13 protein-coding genes are annotated in these 13,991 nt (G+C 37.6%); 4 read left to right on the top strand and 9 right to left on the bottom strand.

Annotation, left to right across the window (positions count from 1 at the left end):
* Positions 1-27: 27 nt before the first annotated feature.
* Positions 28-354 (top strand): RNA polymerase-binding protein DksA, encoded by a 327-nt coding sequence (locus H5120_RS02820; protein ID WP_002961716.1) that lies wholly within the window; start codon positions 28-30, stop codon positions 352-354.
* A gap of 16 nt (positions 355-370) precedes the next feature.
* On the opposite strand, the gene H5120_RS02825 is transcribed toward H5120_RS02820, so the two are convergent.
* The 9 genes from H5120_RS02825 to pyrC all read right to left on the bottom strand — a co-directional run bounded on the left by H5120_RS02825 (position 371) and on the right by pyrC (position 9,213).
* Positions 371-1,414 (bottom strand): hypothetical protein, encoded by a 1,044-nt coding sequence (locus H5120_RS02825; protein WP_182673529.1) that lies wholly within the window; start codon positions 1,412-1,414, stop codon positions 371-373.
* Positions 1,415-1,475: 61 nt separating this feature from the next.
* Positions 1,476-2,735: a lipopolysaccharide assembly protein LapB gene (locus tag H5120_RS02830; RefSeq protein WP_002961712.1), complete on the bottom strand. Its 1,260-nt coding sequence runs from the start codon at positions 2,733-2,735 to the stop codon at positions 1,476-1,478.
* 11 nt (positions 2,736-2,746) lie between these two features.
* The gene (locus H5120_RS02835) at positions 2,747-3,364 is read right to left on the bottom strand and encodes an energy transducer TonB (protein ID WP_007583869.1); all 618 of its coding nucleotides are present in this window, start codon (positions 3,362-3,364) and stop codon (positions 2,747-2,749) included.
* Positions 3,364-3,768, bottom strand: coding sequence for a biopolymer transporter ExbD (locus H5120_RS02840; RefSeq protein ID WP_002961710.1), 405 nt, complete (start codon positions 3,766-3,768; stop codon positions 3,364-3,366). Before H5120_RS02840 ends, H5120_RS02835 begins: the two co-directional genes overlap by 1 nt.
* A 14-nt stretch (positions 3,769-3,782) precedes the next feature.
* Positions 3,783-4,307: a MotA/TolQ/ExbB proton channel family protein gene (locus tag H5120_RS02845; RefSeq protein ID WP_002961709.1), complete on the bottom strand. Its 525-nt coding sequence runs from the start codon at positions 4,305-4,307 to the stop codon at positions 3,783-3,785.
* Entirely contained in the window at positions 4,307-5,671 is a 1,365-nt protein-coding gene (locus tag H5120_RS02850; RefSeq protein WP_002961707.1) for a MotA/TolQ/ExbB proton channel family protein, read from the bottom strand. The genes H5120_RS02845 and H5120_RS02850 overlap by 1 nt, the downstream gene beginning before the upstream one ends.
* Before the next feature lie 6 nt (positions 5,672-5,677).
* Positions 5,678-6,448 (bottom strand): DUF3450 domain-containing protein, encoded by a 771-nt coding sequence (locus tag H5120_RS02855; RefSeq protein ID WP_024590812.1) that lies wholly within the window; start codon positions 6,446-6,448, stop codon positions 5,678-5,680.
* 1,070 nt (positions 6,449-7,518) lie between these two features.
* A complete protein-coding gene (locus H5120_RS02860) occupies positions 7,519-7,722 on the bottom strand; it encodes a cold-shock protein (RefSeq protein WP_002961702.1) in 204 nt (67 codons plus the stop codon).
* A gap of 438 nt (positions 7,723-8,160) precedes the next feature.
* A complete protein-coding gene (gene pyrC, locus H5120_RS02865; RefSeq protein WP_182673530.1) occupies positions 8,161-9,213 on the bottom strand; it encodes a dihydroorotase in 1,053 nt (350 codons plus the stop codon).
* A 291-nt stretch (positions 9,214-9,504) separates the two neighbouring features.
* On the opposite strand from pyrC, the gene H5120_RS02870 reads away from it, so the two are divergent.
* The 3 genes from H5120_RS02870 to H5120_RS02880 all read left to right on the top strand — a co-directional run bounded on the left by H5120_RS02870 (position 9,505) and on the right by H5120_RS02880 (position 13,991).
* Positions 9,505-11,874, top strand: a complete 2,370-nt coding sequence (locus tag H5120_RS02870) for an EAL domain-containing protein (protein ID WP_182673531.1) — start codon at positions 9,505-9,507, stop codon at positions 11,872-11,874.
* A gap of 410 nt (positions 11,875-12,284) precedes the next feature.
* Positions 12,285-13,172, top strand: a complete 888-nt coding sequence (locus H5120_RS02875; RefSeq protein ID WP_002961689.1) for a LysR family transcriptional regulator — start codon at positions 12,285-12,287, stop codon at positions 13,170-13,172.
* A 54-nt stretch (positions 13,173-13,226) separates the two neighbouring features.
* Positions 13,227-13,991, top strand: a complete 765-nt coding sequence (locus tag H5120_RS02880; protein ID WP_182673532.1) for a YdcF family protein — start codon at positions 13,227-13,229, stop codon at positions 13,989-13,991.

Here is a 13,991-nt window from a genome sequence, read left to right on the forward strand (position 1 = left end):
AGCCCATTTAATAAGGTTGTACTGATAATGCATCATCAAAAAAGACTTAACGATGAAATAGCACAAGTTAAATTAAATATATTAACCATGCTTTCTAAATCAGCTTACCCTGCACATCACCATTTAATACAAATTTTAGCTGATACAGCAAATAATGAATGGTTAGACTGCGCAGCAGAGAAGTTAGGCCCTGAGTATGCACTTTTAATCAGTCGCATGACCAAACTAGAAGCCGCACTAAGTCAAATAGAAATTGGCCAATATGGCTACTGCTGTGATTGTGAAGAAAAAATATCAGCTGAGTCACTTGAACTAGACCCCGCAACTCAACGGTGTACAAAGTGCGCACAATAAGCGCACTTTCAAATCATTATATAATGTGTTGTATAAAGCTAAATGATTGCCCTGGGTAGAGAATTATATCTTCAACCAAGTACTGGGCCTCTTCTGGACTCATTTGTAGGCGCTTTATAAGGTTCACCTTTGCTTGAGGCAAAGTCCACGCATGGTAGTGAATACCTATATCTGATTCCATCATCGCAAGCATCAATGTTTTATCTTTCTCAGACATATCTATAGCGCTCGCCATTGCAGGTAAGTCTTGATAGTTTGCCTGCCAATCTAAGCCTTCTATTAATTTTTCATCAGATAAATACTGAACTAAAAACGATTTTTGGTGAGAAGTTGGCAGCTTACTGTCGAATGCAACACGATCTAATACTTTTATTTTTTCGTTTAAAAGAGTAACCCATTCTAACGGTGAATGTACTTCGCCACTAAAGTAATTAAGTTTGCTCTGATACCACTGAGTGCCATTTGGCAGACCTCTTAAACCCACACTTCCTCTTGGCTTATAACTAGCTAAATAATCGCTAAAAGCTCTTATATGGCTTTTAAGCGCTGGTTGAACATCGTTACTTGCTATCGCACTTAATACATAGCTTTGTAACAATGTAAGTTCAACCTTGTTCAGCTTTAAATTGCTTTGTTGAGCACTGTCTAGGGTATCTTGGGTTAACTTGAGCCAAGTAATAACATTATCCGGTGTGTTTTTTGAGCCTTCAAAAGCGAGCATGTTTTCTAAAACATTTACTTGGGCTGGCCAATTAAAGTAGCGTTCAGGGAAACGCTCTGCAATTACCAAATAGTTTACTTGCGCAATTTGATTTAGATTAAGCTCCATACCCATTAGGCTCTGATAAATAGTATGGCGTTTTGTTAAGTAAGCATCAGAGAAAACCAATTGATCTTTTTCAATGTTATTGCCTTTAGTAGCACCTGTTTGTACAAGCGCCATGTTTAAAGCTTTTAAAGCGACTTGTGCGTCCTCAAAAGACTCATAAGGTTGAGGCTGCTTTGAACATGCAGCTAAAAATAGGCACAGTAGTGATGATAAAAAGAGCTTTTTATACATAGTAGTTCCAATAAAAAAAGCCCCAGAGGGGCTTTTTATAAGTTGCTTAAGCTAATTAAAATTAAATTTTAACACCGTTGCGAGCGGCTTTATCTTTAATATATGTAGACCAACCTTTTGCAAACTTACGTGTGCGAGGGTCATCCATAGCTTTAGTAATTGCAGCATATGCTTGCTTATACTTACCTTGGTAGTAATACGCTTCAGCTAAATCTGAATAAATTGTGCCTTTTTTGTCAGAGCCAAGCTCTAATGCTTTGTTCAAGCGAACAATAGCAGCACTGAATTTTTCAGATTGTAAAAGTAATGAACCTGCTTTGCGGTAAAGCTCAGCGTCGTCATCAAATTTAGCAGCATCTTCGTAGTACTTAGCAGCTTTTTCTAAATCTTTAGAGCGATGGTAATTACTCGCAATCGCGCTAACATTCTGCTTTGTACGTTCTACTTTTTCACTCTTAATGGCCTTTTCTAGCGTTACAGCTGCTTTATAAGGGATCTCATTTAGAGAGTAAAAGTTAGATAAGACTTTATATTCAACTTCATTTTCAAAGTAACCATTCTTGTATGCAACTTCCATAGTTGCTAAACCTTTAGAATAATCTTCAGTTTGTAGGTAATACTTACCTAAGCTAACCCAAGCTTTTTTATCATCAGGCCATACACGAACAATTTCTTCGCCAATTTTAACCATGTTTGCATAATCTTTAAGCTCAAAGTATGCGCCAAGTTTTAATTGGTAAGGGCCTTTGTTAGGCTCTTTTTGAAGTTTTATTGCCTTATCTGCTGGTTCAAAAACATCACGGTATTGCTCTAACTGATAGTTAGCTTGAGCAATACGTGTATAAACCGTAGGGTCCTCTTCACCGGTAAAGTCCATCCAAGCTACATATGCTTTTTTAGCTTCTTGGAACTTTTCTGTACCAGCGTATAAGTCACCTAACAACTTAAGAGTCTGTTCTTGATCAGCAAAGTTTAAAACATCAGGTGCAACGGCTTGCTTAGAGTACTTGATCGCTTCGTCATACTTTTCTTTTTGAGCGTACATGCTACCTAAGTAACGATTTACGGTCGCTTTATCAAAGTCATTCGAAGGCTCGATTTCTCTAAGCAAAACAATAGCTTCATCAACTTTTTCTTCGTTGTACAAATCAAATGCTTTAATTACTTTTTTACCAGTACGCTCGCCCATGATTTTAGTTTTTGCTTTTTTACGCTCTTCAATCTTTGCGTAATCCGGCGCTGCTAAAACAGATGCACTTAAAGTAGCACCCGACACAGACATAAGAATTGCAAGAGCAGTTACTTTAGAAAAATTTCTCATTACTCGCCTCCTTAGTTGCCTTGGTTAAGTTTAAAGTCTAATTGAACTTGTAAACCTGGTTGTTTCTGTGGTTTTCCGTCAATGATCTTAGGACGGTACTTCCACTTACGCAGTGCACGTTTAGCTTCACGGTCAAAGATACGTTTCGGATCTGCGTCAATTACTTCAACGTCAGTTACTCCACCTAGCTCATCAATTGTGAATGAAAGTTGAACCCAACCTTCTTTACCATCACGTGCTGCTTGCGTTGGATATTTTGGTTCTATACGAACGATAGGTGTCGCATCACCATCTCGTCCAAATGCACCAGGACCACTTAGTCCACCTGCCGAACTACCAACATCAATGCTTCCCATATTAAATGACATAGCACCAGGATTTGGATTATTATTTTCCGGCTGTGGCGGCTGCGGTTTAGGCGGCTGCTTTGGCGGTGGCGGAGGAGGAGGCGGTACACGCTTCCTCTCCTGCACCTTAGATTCAGGCGGATTCGTCATTATTTCGACTATGATCTGCTCTTTTTGTTCCGTATTACGGTCAGCCCCACCAGAGATGAGGAATGCCATGAAGTAGAACAAGCCGAAAGTAACTGCCCCACCTGCAATCAGTGAAAACAGAAAACGAATCATTACTGATCTCCAGCTATTGAAATTCTCAGGTTATCACCCGTCGCTTTAATCTGGTCCATAACTTTAACCACTACGCCGTGTTTTGCTTCTTTATCAGCTTGCAAAATTACAACTTCAGTAGGTTGTTCTGCTAATAAACTTTCGATTTTTGCTGAAATACGTTCAACATCAACCTGCTGTTTATCAATCCAGATTTCGCCGTTACTACGAATAGCAATAAAAATGTTAGCATTTTTTTGCTTAGTAGCTTGAGCCGCTTTAGGTTTATTGACCTCGATACCAGCCTCTTTAACGAACGATGTAGTTACGATAAAGAAAATAAGCATGATAAATACGATGTCAAGCATTGGCGTCATATCAACCGCTGCTTCTTCTTCTTCACGAAAACGTTGTTTACGTGCCATATTTAATTCTCTCTCTAGTGATGAGGCATACTATCAATAAGTTTGGCTTTCACCATTTTAGCTTTTGTCTCAAGACGTGAGCTAAAAAATACTCCAGATAATGCCGCAACCATTCCAGCCATTGTTGGGATTGTTGCCATTGAAATACCTGATGCCATTAAACGTGCGTTACCCGTACCCTGGTTGGCCATGGTTTCAAAAACCGAGATCATACCAGTAACAGTACCAAGTAAGCCTATTAAAGGACAAACAGCTACTAATGTCTTAATCAACAACATACGCTGATCTAATTTTTCAGACGCTTCAGAAATCCATGCTTCACGGATTCTGTGTGCGTACCAAGACGTAGTGTCTTGGCGGGCATCCCACTTTGCTACAATTTCTTTCGCTGTGCGAGGAAATTCTGCAAGTAGGAACCAATAGCGCTCAATCATTAAAACCCACATAAGAAAGAGTGCTATCGCGACCACGTATAAAACCTGGCCGCCTGTGCCAACAAAATCCCTGATAGATTCCCATATCTCCATCAGGACTAGCATTAGGCTTTCTCCTTCTCCGCGTGAGTAGCAACGATACCCGCGCTTTGCTCATCAAGGATGTGTAATACCGACTTACTACGACCAGCTACAAGAGCATGAAGTAGAATTAGTGGTAATGCAGCAATTAGACCTAGCGCTGTAGTTACAAGTGCTAGAGAGATGTTACCTGCCATGATCTTCGGATCACCCGTACCGAACAATGTGATTGTTTGGAACGTTAAGATCATACCGATTACTGTACCTAGTAGACCTAGTAACGGTGCAATTGCAGCAAGAATCTTAATTATATTGATACCAGCTTCAATGCGTGGCGTTTCACGTAGAATCGCTTCATCAAGTTTAAGCTCAAGGTTTTCAACATCTTGGTTCTTGTTGTCATGGTACACTTTAAGAATACGACCCAGTGGGTTATTTGTATTCGGTGTAGCAACATTTTTAAGCTGGCTCTTAATCTTACTAGTAGTAAGTGTAAGGTCAACAAAACGGATTAGAGTAATTAGCATACCTAGGCCAAGTAAAGCCGTGATGATATAACCAACTACGCCACCTTGATGGAAGTATTCCATAAGGGTCGCTTTTTGAGTGTTGATACGTAAGATAGCGCCACGAGTCGGATCTATGTAAACACCAGCGTAGTTATCTGGTGATGTATTTTCTAGAGCCGTGATACCGTCTAAGATATAACCGTCTGGTTGCTTACCTAGAGGCTGGATAGACTTAGTCTCTGGTGAATAAATTAAGTAACCATCGTCTGTAACTAAGTTAAAGTTACCGATACGCGTTACTTTTTTCATTGACGGGTTACCGTCAAGACCAGCAACTTCAGTTTCAAAAGTTGAAACTTTAGCTGATTCTGTCATTTCAGTTTGAAGTGAAATCCAAAGTTCTTCAAGTTCGCGAACTGTAGGAAGTTCTTTAGCAGCTGCTAACGAACGTAAGATTTCAGCACGACCTGGTTTTTCAGCACTAACTAGTGACGCTTCGATAGAACCGATAGCATCTTGAGCTGCACGACGTACAACACCAAACATCTCACCTAAAGTACCTTGGGCACTTTGAAGAGCTGCTTCTTTTTCAGCTAGCGTATTTTCGTTTTGTGCATATTGCTTAGCTAAGCTTTCACCACGAGACTTCTCAGAAGCAAGTTGGCTTTTAGCTTTGTTAAGTAATGCTTGCTTGTCAGCACGTTCTGATAAGAACTCTTGCTCACGTTGCTTATTGATTTTACCTTCAGAGATACGCTCTTGCTTTACTTGCTCAAGAATTTTATCTAGAGCTCCAGTATTTGCATGTGCATTAAGCGCGGTACCTGCAGAAACAGTTAGTACTGCTGCAACAGCAAAACCTTTAAATAGTTTCTTCATTATTGATTACTCCGCGCCAAAGATAGGTAGTTTAACAAGTTCTAATGTCGCTTGCTTACGCGCCATACGAATAACTTCTTTAACAGGTTTTAGGTATTCTTCGCCTAATTCTTTCCACTGTTTAGTGTTGTTATCCCACACCCAAGCATGTTTCAAGTCAAAAGACTGAGCAACGTAAGTGATACGACCTAACTGACCGATATCAACGTTAATGCTTTTACCATCAACTTCTAGAGTACCTTGTGAAGCAGATACAAGAGAGCTGTATGCTGTTTCAATAGTGTAAGCTTCAAGTACTTGACGGAATTTTTCAGACGTCGTTACAGACGCAGAAACCATGATCTCACGTAGTCTTTCAACACGTCCTAAACGCGTTTCAAGATTAAATGGAACGTCCGCTTTGATGAATTGCTCAAGCGTATCGATCATGCGATACATCAAAGGCACAACGTTTTGTTTAGTGTTATCAATAGTCGCGATTTGACGATCAAACGATTCAATTGAAGCGTTTTGGCTATCAACCAAGCGCGACACGTGATCGTTATACACTTTCATAAGTTCAGTCTCATCAACAACGCTACGGTACTCAGCGATTAGCTCCTGAGTTTGACCATATACATTGTCAATTTTAGTTTGAGACTTAACCGCAGCCTTTTGAATTTGTTGACCTGCTTTTTGCACGTCATTCAAAGGATCTGCAATCACATTGCTGCTTGCAAATGCAAATGCGCCAACCAACGCAGTTGCTACAAGACTCTTTCTGATTTTAACAGACATAGTTCCCAACCAATTAAGTAATGTTACTTTTATAATTTAATTATCCTCCGAGGAGAACAACCCTGATATCTTTTAATAGATATCAACCTTCCAATAATGCTAAATGCAATTAGCGCTGTCAACTTGATGTTTACTAATCTCAGTAAATAAATAGCTAAGTTAATGCTTAAACGAAAGTACCAGCCCACAACAGTTAACATTATTGCAACGAAGCTTTTTCTTAATATTTCTATTAAAGCCTTTTAAGGGGTGTATTTATTCGCATTGCACTGACATAAAACAACATTATTGCAACATTTAGCTAAAGCTGAATTCGCACTGAAAAAAAACTAAAAAAAATATAAATTGATATAACAAAAGTTATTTTTTACACGATTTTATCGTGTTTTATCGCCTCAGTTACACTTCATCTGAAAAAACAAACCATTTGTCGCACAAAAAAACAACACTGGATAATATTTAATATCGGATACTCACGCTTTATATACATAACTTTTAAAGCTATATTAAAACGTGTTTTTCCATAAATAGTAATAATAAACTCAACAATGCATTTCTTTTATCAACATAAAAGCTTTTGATAATTAAACAGGTTGTATTTACCGCTTTAAAGTATTCTTTAATACCATTTTAACGTTAAGGTTAATTCAGTAATTAAGTTAATCATGAAGAGTTACCCTACTTTATTAGTAATACACTATAAATGAAGCTTTACGTTCACATAATAAAGTAATAGAAGCACCTAGAAGCCCTTCTCAATGAGTAGCCTTCGTCACACAGAGTAAGCTTGAAACAGAATTTGCATGGATTGATATTGAGCATCGATTTTATTTAAGCTGGTATCGGGCCCATTGAATAAATTCTTATGAATGGTTTTTAAAAGTATTAGAAGATTGTTTTGTTCGTTAGATTATTAGTTGTTTAGCTTTGCAAAGATAGAATGTTTGAGTAGTTTTTTAGATTTAAAAAAAGGAGAATTTGAGGTATTAAAATAAATAGATTTAAGGAAGGGGAATTATGGTGAAACAGAAACCTGCTTCACCAAGATGAACTAGAGTTCACATAATAAATTATGCTGCTTCTACGTTCTCAGCTTCAGGGCCTTTTTGACCTTGTTTGATGCTGAATGTCACTGCTTGACCTTCGCTAAGAGTGCGAAAACCAGAACCAGTGATTGCGCTGAAATGTACAAACACGTCAGGACCATTTTCTTGTTCAATGAAACCAAAGCCTTTAGCTTCGTTGAAAAACTTTACTTTACCAGTAACCGACATACTAAATTTTCCTGTAAGTCAATAATTAAAATTCAGCCATATTATTATGGCAATATCCTCCCTGAGTCAATGCTCAAAAATATGGAGGTACAGTACAGGAACAAGTAATAACCTAACCGGTAACCTTAAACGCAGCACAATATCCGTAAATTCAATACATAAAAACTCAAAGCAAGGTAAGATTAACACATTATATTTTTTTTCGCTCTATTAATTAGGAATTATTTCTTAAAAATATAAATTTGTTTTAAATCGCCTTTAACTGACTAATTTACAAGCAAAAAGCTATAAGTATTATTGTAATATTTATTGCTGTAAGCGAGATCAAAAGCCACCTACAACCACCCTGTCGTCGAATTACGCTTCAATAATATCAAAAGCACAAACAAAAAAGCCGCATTAAAAATTAAGCGGCTTTAGATTTAAATATATTATTGGCTATTCGACAGACCAATCCATTGTATTTTCAGCCTTTATAGGCACAACTTCAGAGTCGCCCAATGTATAACTTGCAGGTACTTTCCACGGCTTTCTTTGTAATGTAATTGTATCTGTATTACGCGGCAATTCGTAAAAATCAGGGCCAAAGTGGCTTGCAAACCCTTCAAGCATGTCCAAAGCTCCTGCATCCTCAAATGCTTCAGCATATAATTCAATAGCGGCATGAGCCGTGTATGCACCAGCACACCCACAAGCTGCTTCTTTTTTATCTTTATAATGTGGTGCAGAGTCAGTTCCTAAGAAGAATTTTTTATTTCCACTTATTGCTGCAGCCATTAATGCTTGCTGGTGAATGTTACGCTTGAGAATTGGCAAACAGTAATAATGTGGGCGAATTCCACCCGCTAACATATGATTGCGGTTATAAAGCAAGTGATGCGCTGTAATTGTTGCCGCTACATTGCTAGGTGCATTAACTACAAACTCTACTGCATCTTTAGTCGTAATATGCTCGAGTACAATTTTAAGCTCAGGAAAGTCATTTACTACATCTCCTAAAATTGTATCCAGAAATACTTTTTCACGGTCAAAAATATCAATCGACGAATCTGTCACTTCCCCATGCACTAACAGCAACATGCCTACTTCTTGCATTGCTTTTAAAGCTGGATAAATATTTTTTACTGATGTAACACCCGAGTCAGAATTAGTGGTAGCGCCAGCAGGGTAAAGCTTAGCTGCTACTATTTTACCTGTCGCTTTAGCTTTTATTATTTCATCTGGTGTAGTTTTATCCGTGAGATACAAAACCATTAATGGCTCAAAGTTGCCTTGTGGATTTGCAGACATAATGCGTTCTCTGTACGACAATGCCGTATCTGTGCACGTTGCTGGCGGAACAAGGTTTGGCATAACAATAGCGCGGCCCATGTATCTGCTAATATCGCGTACAGTGTCTTTTAACTGGTCACCATCACGTAAATGTACATGCCAGTCATCAGGGCGAGTGATAGTAAGGGTTGTTACAGAGTTTGTATTATTACTTGTCATTACTTTGTTCCACGGCTGAATTTATCCGATCATAGGCATATGATGTTTTCGAGTAAAGATTTTATTAAAAATAAAGTTTTTATATGGATAAAATTACTGAGGTACTATTTAAAGCACAATGAGCAAATTCAATGTTATTAGCTTATTGTAATGATTTATGATTAATTAAAACTCGCTATATTAAAACTTTACAGTGTATGAAACCACTCATCGCTTTAATTTGTACAAAAACCCTAGATTAGGTTAACTTAACTGCGAATTTAAAAATAAAAAGAACAATATAAATTGCCTATGTCTTATAAAACCGATGCTACTAGAGCGCTTGAGATAAAAACTGATCAACTAAGTATCATTAATCAATTTTCATCTAGCCTATTGCAACTCGATACATTAGAAGAATTATTTAAGTATGTTACAACACATGTTGTAAATCGCTTAGGGTTTGTTGATTGTGTCATATATCTAGCTGACAATAATGCAAATACATTAAACCAAGTTGCATCAATGGGTATTGCACACGCGCGGGACAAATATCAAGCGGAACGTAAAATAATACGTTTTAGTGAAGGTATAACGGGCGCTGTTGCAACGACCGGAAAAGCGGTAATTATTAACGATGTAACGAAAGACAGCCGTTATATCGCTGATGAACGCCCTGCTCAATCAGAACTATGTGTCCCCCTCATATATAAAGAACAAGTTTTAGGTGTTATTGATTGTGAGCACCCTATCAAGGGTTATTTTACCAATGCACACCTTGAAATTCTTACAACAGTTGCTCACTTACTCAGTGCCAAAATTAACCAGGTTAATACAGTAAACAACTTACAAAAAACAGTTGAGCAACTCAACAATGCACAAAAATTAGAAAACAGCTTATTACAAATCGCTAACCTAACTTACAAAGCGAATGACCTAGATACATTTTTTAAAGCCTTGCATTCAATTATCAATAACTTACTTCGAGCCGATAACTTTTTTATCGCTTTATATGACAAAAAAGTAGATATACTTGACCTTGTTTATATAGTCGAAGAAGGCATAAACACCAAAACACATCAAAAAATATCTAAAGAACAACTTAAAGACACTGCTTCATATTACCTACTGCAAACAGAGCAAACCTTATTACTCAATAAAGATGCCTTTCAAAGTCATATAGATAACGGTGATTTTAAAATGGTAGGTCGGCAATCTGAGTCTTGGTTAGGTGTTCCATTTAAAACAAGTGATCGTATAAGCGGGGTTATCGTTGTACAAAGCTACGATAAAACACTGCATTACAACGAACACGATAGTGCTCTTCTAACGTATGTAAGTCGCCAAATAAGTATGGCAATTGATAGGCAATTAGCCCGCCAAGAACTTGAGCACAAAGCATTACATGACGAGCTTACAGGCCTTGCTAACCGCTCACTACTCATTGAACGTATAAAACATGCTATTTTACGTTTAACGCGTGCTAAAAAGAGTACTAGCCATGCCCTGTTGTATCTAGACTTTGACCGTTTTAAAAGTATTAATGATTCGCTCGGGCATGAAGTTGGGGACCACTTCCTTATAAAAATATGCGACTTGATTAAAGGTACAGTACGAAGCACGGATACATTTGCACGTTTAGGCGGCGATGAATTTGCAATTTTTATGGAAAACATCACGCATAAAAACCAAGTTAATGAAGCTTTAAACCGCATTAAAAACGCATTATCAAAACCTTTAAATATAGATAACCACTTACTCCAAGCATCAACGAGTATTGGGATTGCCTATACAGATAACGTAAACGACAAAGCTTATATATTACTGCAACAAGCCGATGCCGCTATGTATGAAGCTAAGTCAACCGGACGTGGTCAGGTAAAGTTTTTTAATAACACGATGCGTAAAAAACTTAAAACCCATGCCGATATAGAAAACGACTTACAACACGGTATTGAACACAACGAGTTTGAACTCTATTTTCAGCCAATTTTCACAATTAATACCAGTGAAGTTATCGGCTTTGAAGCACTTGTTCGTTGGCACCACCCTACAAAAGGGTTTGTACCCCCTAATGACTTTATACCGATAGCTGAAACTACAGGGCAAATTATAAATCTTGATTTACATTTACTTGATTTGGCGGCCCAGCATATTTCAAATTGGCACCAACAAGGCCATCGCTTTTTAAAAGTCACCGTTAACGTATCGTCACGACACTTTGCAAGCCTCGATTTTGTAGCGCAAATACATTCCATTTATAATAAGTACCAATTACCTCTAGGTTCTTTATGCTTAGAAATTACCGAATCTGGCTTAATAGAAAATCTAGAACTCGCCACTCAAATAATTGAAGGTCTTTCACCTTTAAAAGTAAAATTATGCCTTGATGATTTTGGAACAGGTTATTCAGCACTAGGCTACTTGCACCAACTGCCTATTCATATTTTAAAAATAGATAAAAGCTTTATTGACCATCTACAGGATTCTACTAACCCACTTGTTGAAGCCATTTTATCACTTGCGCAATCATTAAAACTTGAAGTTGTAGCTGAAGGAATAGAAACAGTTGAGCAATTAACTATTTTGCAATCCACCGCGTGCGACTATGGCCAAGGCTTTTTAAAATCGAAACCTGTTACTGCCAAAGAAGCCATATTACTAATTAATAAACCCTTATAAAAAGAGCCAGCGAGTAGGTCGCTGGCTTTGGTACTACGCATATACTCACCCATTGAGCTAAACTTAAGCTATAAGGCAAAACGACTCTAGCTTTTAAACCACAATCTAAATTATGCATTCAACAAATCTCACCTCATACCGTTATCAACATGGTTAAAACTCACGCTGAGCTAAAACACACAGCAATCGTTATATTTAAAATACAACATGAAGCAAACTCATCTAAAACTCATCAAACCAGTTTTCAAATGACTTTTATCATTACTAACCCTAATATTTTCACGATTCATAGCGATAAACTGCAATAAAATGCATTGCTTTAGCCATCTAGACGTTGAAACGTTTTTTATATAGGCGTAGTATGTAATTAATCTGAGCTGAACTCACTTTTTTCATGAGAATTTTTAAAGATGATTGGTATTAAACATTTAAAAACCATAGCAACCCTAAAAGAAACAGGATCTTTGGTTAATACAGCACGAGAGTTATTTTTGACACAGTCTGCTTTATCTCATCAAATCAAAGATTTAGAGAATAAATTGGATTGCCAATTATTTGAGCGTAAAACTCAACCAGTCCGCTTTACCCCTCAGGGAATGCTATTACTTGAATTAGCTCACGAAATATTGCCAAAAATGGAAGCGACTAAATGTCGTTTAAAAGAAAGCTTAAACCAGCCTATTTCTCAACTGCGTTTGAGCGTGGAATGCCATGCATGTTTTCATTGGTTATTACCTACTATTAAAGAATTTAATAACTTTTGGCCTGATATAAAAATTGATTATGAACGTGGCTTTAGTTACGACGCTATTCCTGACTTACTAAGCGATGAGCTCGATTTAGTTTTAACGTCTGACATACGCGAACCCGACACATTAGAATACGCGCACTTATTTGATTTTAAATTGAAGCTTATTGTGGCGCCGGATCATGAACTTGCTAAAAAAGCGTATGTAACAGCGCTTGATTTAAAAAACGAAACTATTATTTCATACCCTATTCCGCGTGAACGCCAAGATATATTTAAGCATTTCATTCAAAATGCTCGTTTTGACGGTACATTAAAAACGGTTGACCAAGGACTACTTATTTTTCAACTAGTAAGTGCTGGAATGGGCGTTGCCGCTTTACCTGATTGGCTAGTTACACCTTATGAAAGCCAAGGCTTAATTAAATCAATTCCTTTGGGCGCTCTTGGTCTTACTCGCCCTATGTATTTAGCGATGAAAAAAGACATGAAAGATAACCCTGTTTATCGTCACTTTTTAAATACCTGTAAGCTAAATAACGGTCGATAATCATCAATATAATAAGTAATATCGCTGTAATTAACTCTACAGCGTTTAACTCTTATGTTTGTTATTAAAAAAATGATTGGTGGTTTACTTATGCCACTGCCTCTATTTGGTTTATTTGCGTGCCTGATGCTCCTACTGGCATTTAAAGGCCGCAAATCAGCCCTCTTCTTGTCTACTTTAAGCTTAATTGTATTACTTGCATTGAGCACACCCTTTATCGCAAATTTAATTATCCAAAATAATGAACCAGCGTCGCTTGCATTTAATGCCCTAAAGCACCCTAAAATAGACAAAATAGTTGTACTAGGTTGCGATATAAACCCAAATTCGGCTTTAAGTTCAAATAATCAATTAGGTAATTGTGCGCTAACGCGCTTAGTCGAAGGTGTAAAACTTGCCAAGTACTACCCTAATGCAGAGCTTATAGTTTCAGGCGGGGGTTATAAAAATACCACTAATAGCGGGCTTATGTATCAAACGGCAATTAGTTTAGGCGTTAATAAGAGCCGTATTTTCCAAAATCCAAAAGCAATGGATACAGGTGAAGAAGCTAAATTACTGGCATCAAAATTAGTCGACTTTAAAGTTGCACTAGTAACATCTGTACTGCACATGCCCCGTGCCAAAGACTTATTTAGTGCTCAAGGTATTGAAGTCATAACCGCAGCCACTGATTATCATAATTTTGCTGCACTTCCATGGAGCAAGCAGTTTATTCCCAATGCTCATGCCTTACTTGTGGTTACGCAATACAGTCACGAAGTAGTAGGAAATATATGGATAAGTTTGCGCCGCTGGATAGATCCAGAGGCGCTGTAA

This window comes from Pseudoalteromonas sp. SR43-2 (assembly GCF_014163885.1).
GTDB classification, from domain to species: Bacteria; Pseudomonadota; Gammaproteobacteria; order Enterobacterales; family Alteromonadaceae; genus Pseudoalteromonas; species Pseudoalteromonas distincta.

Coding starts and splice junctions, on each gene's coding strand:
- H5120_RS02850 (WP_002961707.1), bottom strand. CDS start 5,671: ATGAAGAAACTATTTAAAGGTTTTGCTGTTGCAGCAGTACTAACTGTT.
- H5120_RS02825 (WP_182673529.1), bottom strand. CDS start 1,414: ATGTATAAAAAGCTCTTTTTATCATCACTACTGTGCCTATTTTTAGCT.
- H5120_RS02870 (WP_182673531.1), top strand. CDS start 9,505: ATGTCTTATAAAACCGATGCTACTAGAGCGCTTGAGATAAAAACTGAT.
- H5120_RS02880 (WP_182673532.1), top strand. CDS start 13,227: ATGTTTGTTATTAAAAAAATGATTGGTGGTTTACTTATGCCACTGCCT.
- H5120_RS02835 (WP_007583869.1), bottom strand. CDS start 3,364: ATGATTCGTTTTCTGTTTTCACTGATTGCAGGTGGGGCAGTTACTTTC.
- H5120_RS02875 (WP_002961689.1), top strand. CDS start 12,285: ATGATTGGTATTAAACATTTAAAAACCATAGCAACCCTAAAAGAAACA.
- H5120_RS02860 (WP_002961702.1), bottom strand. CDS start 7,722: ATGTCGGTTACTGGTAAAGTAAAGTTTTTCAACGAAGCTAAAGGCTTT.
- H5120_RS02830 (WP_002961712.1), bottom strand. CDS start 2,735: ATGAGAAATTTTTCTAAAGTAACTGCTCTTGCAATTCTTATGTCTGTG.
- H5120_RS02845 (WP_002961709.1), bottom strand. CDS start 4,307: ATGCTAGTCCTGATGGAGATATGGGAATCTATCAGGGATTTTGTTGGC.
- H5120_RS02855 (WP_024590812.1), bottom strand. CDS start 6,448: ATGTCTGTTAAAATCAGAAAGAGTCTTGTAGCAACTGCGTTGGTTGGC.
- H5120_RS02820 (WP_002961716.1), top strand. CDS start 28: ATGCATCATCAAAAAAGACTTAACGATGAAATAGCACAAGTTAAATTA.
- H5120_RS02840 (WP_002961710.1), bottom strand. CDS start 3,768: ATGGCACGTAAACAACGTTTTCGTGAAGAAGAAGAAGCAGCGGTTGAT.
- pyrC (WP_182673530.1), bottom strand. CDS start 9,213: ATGACAAGTAATAATACAAACTCTGTAACAACCCTTACTATCACTCGC.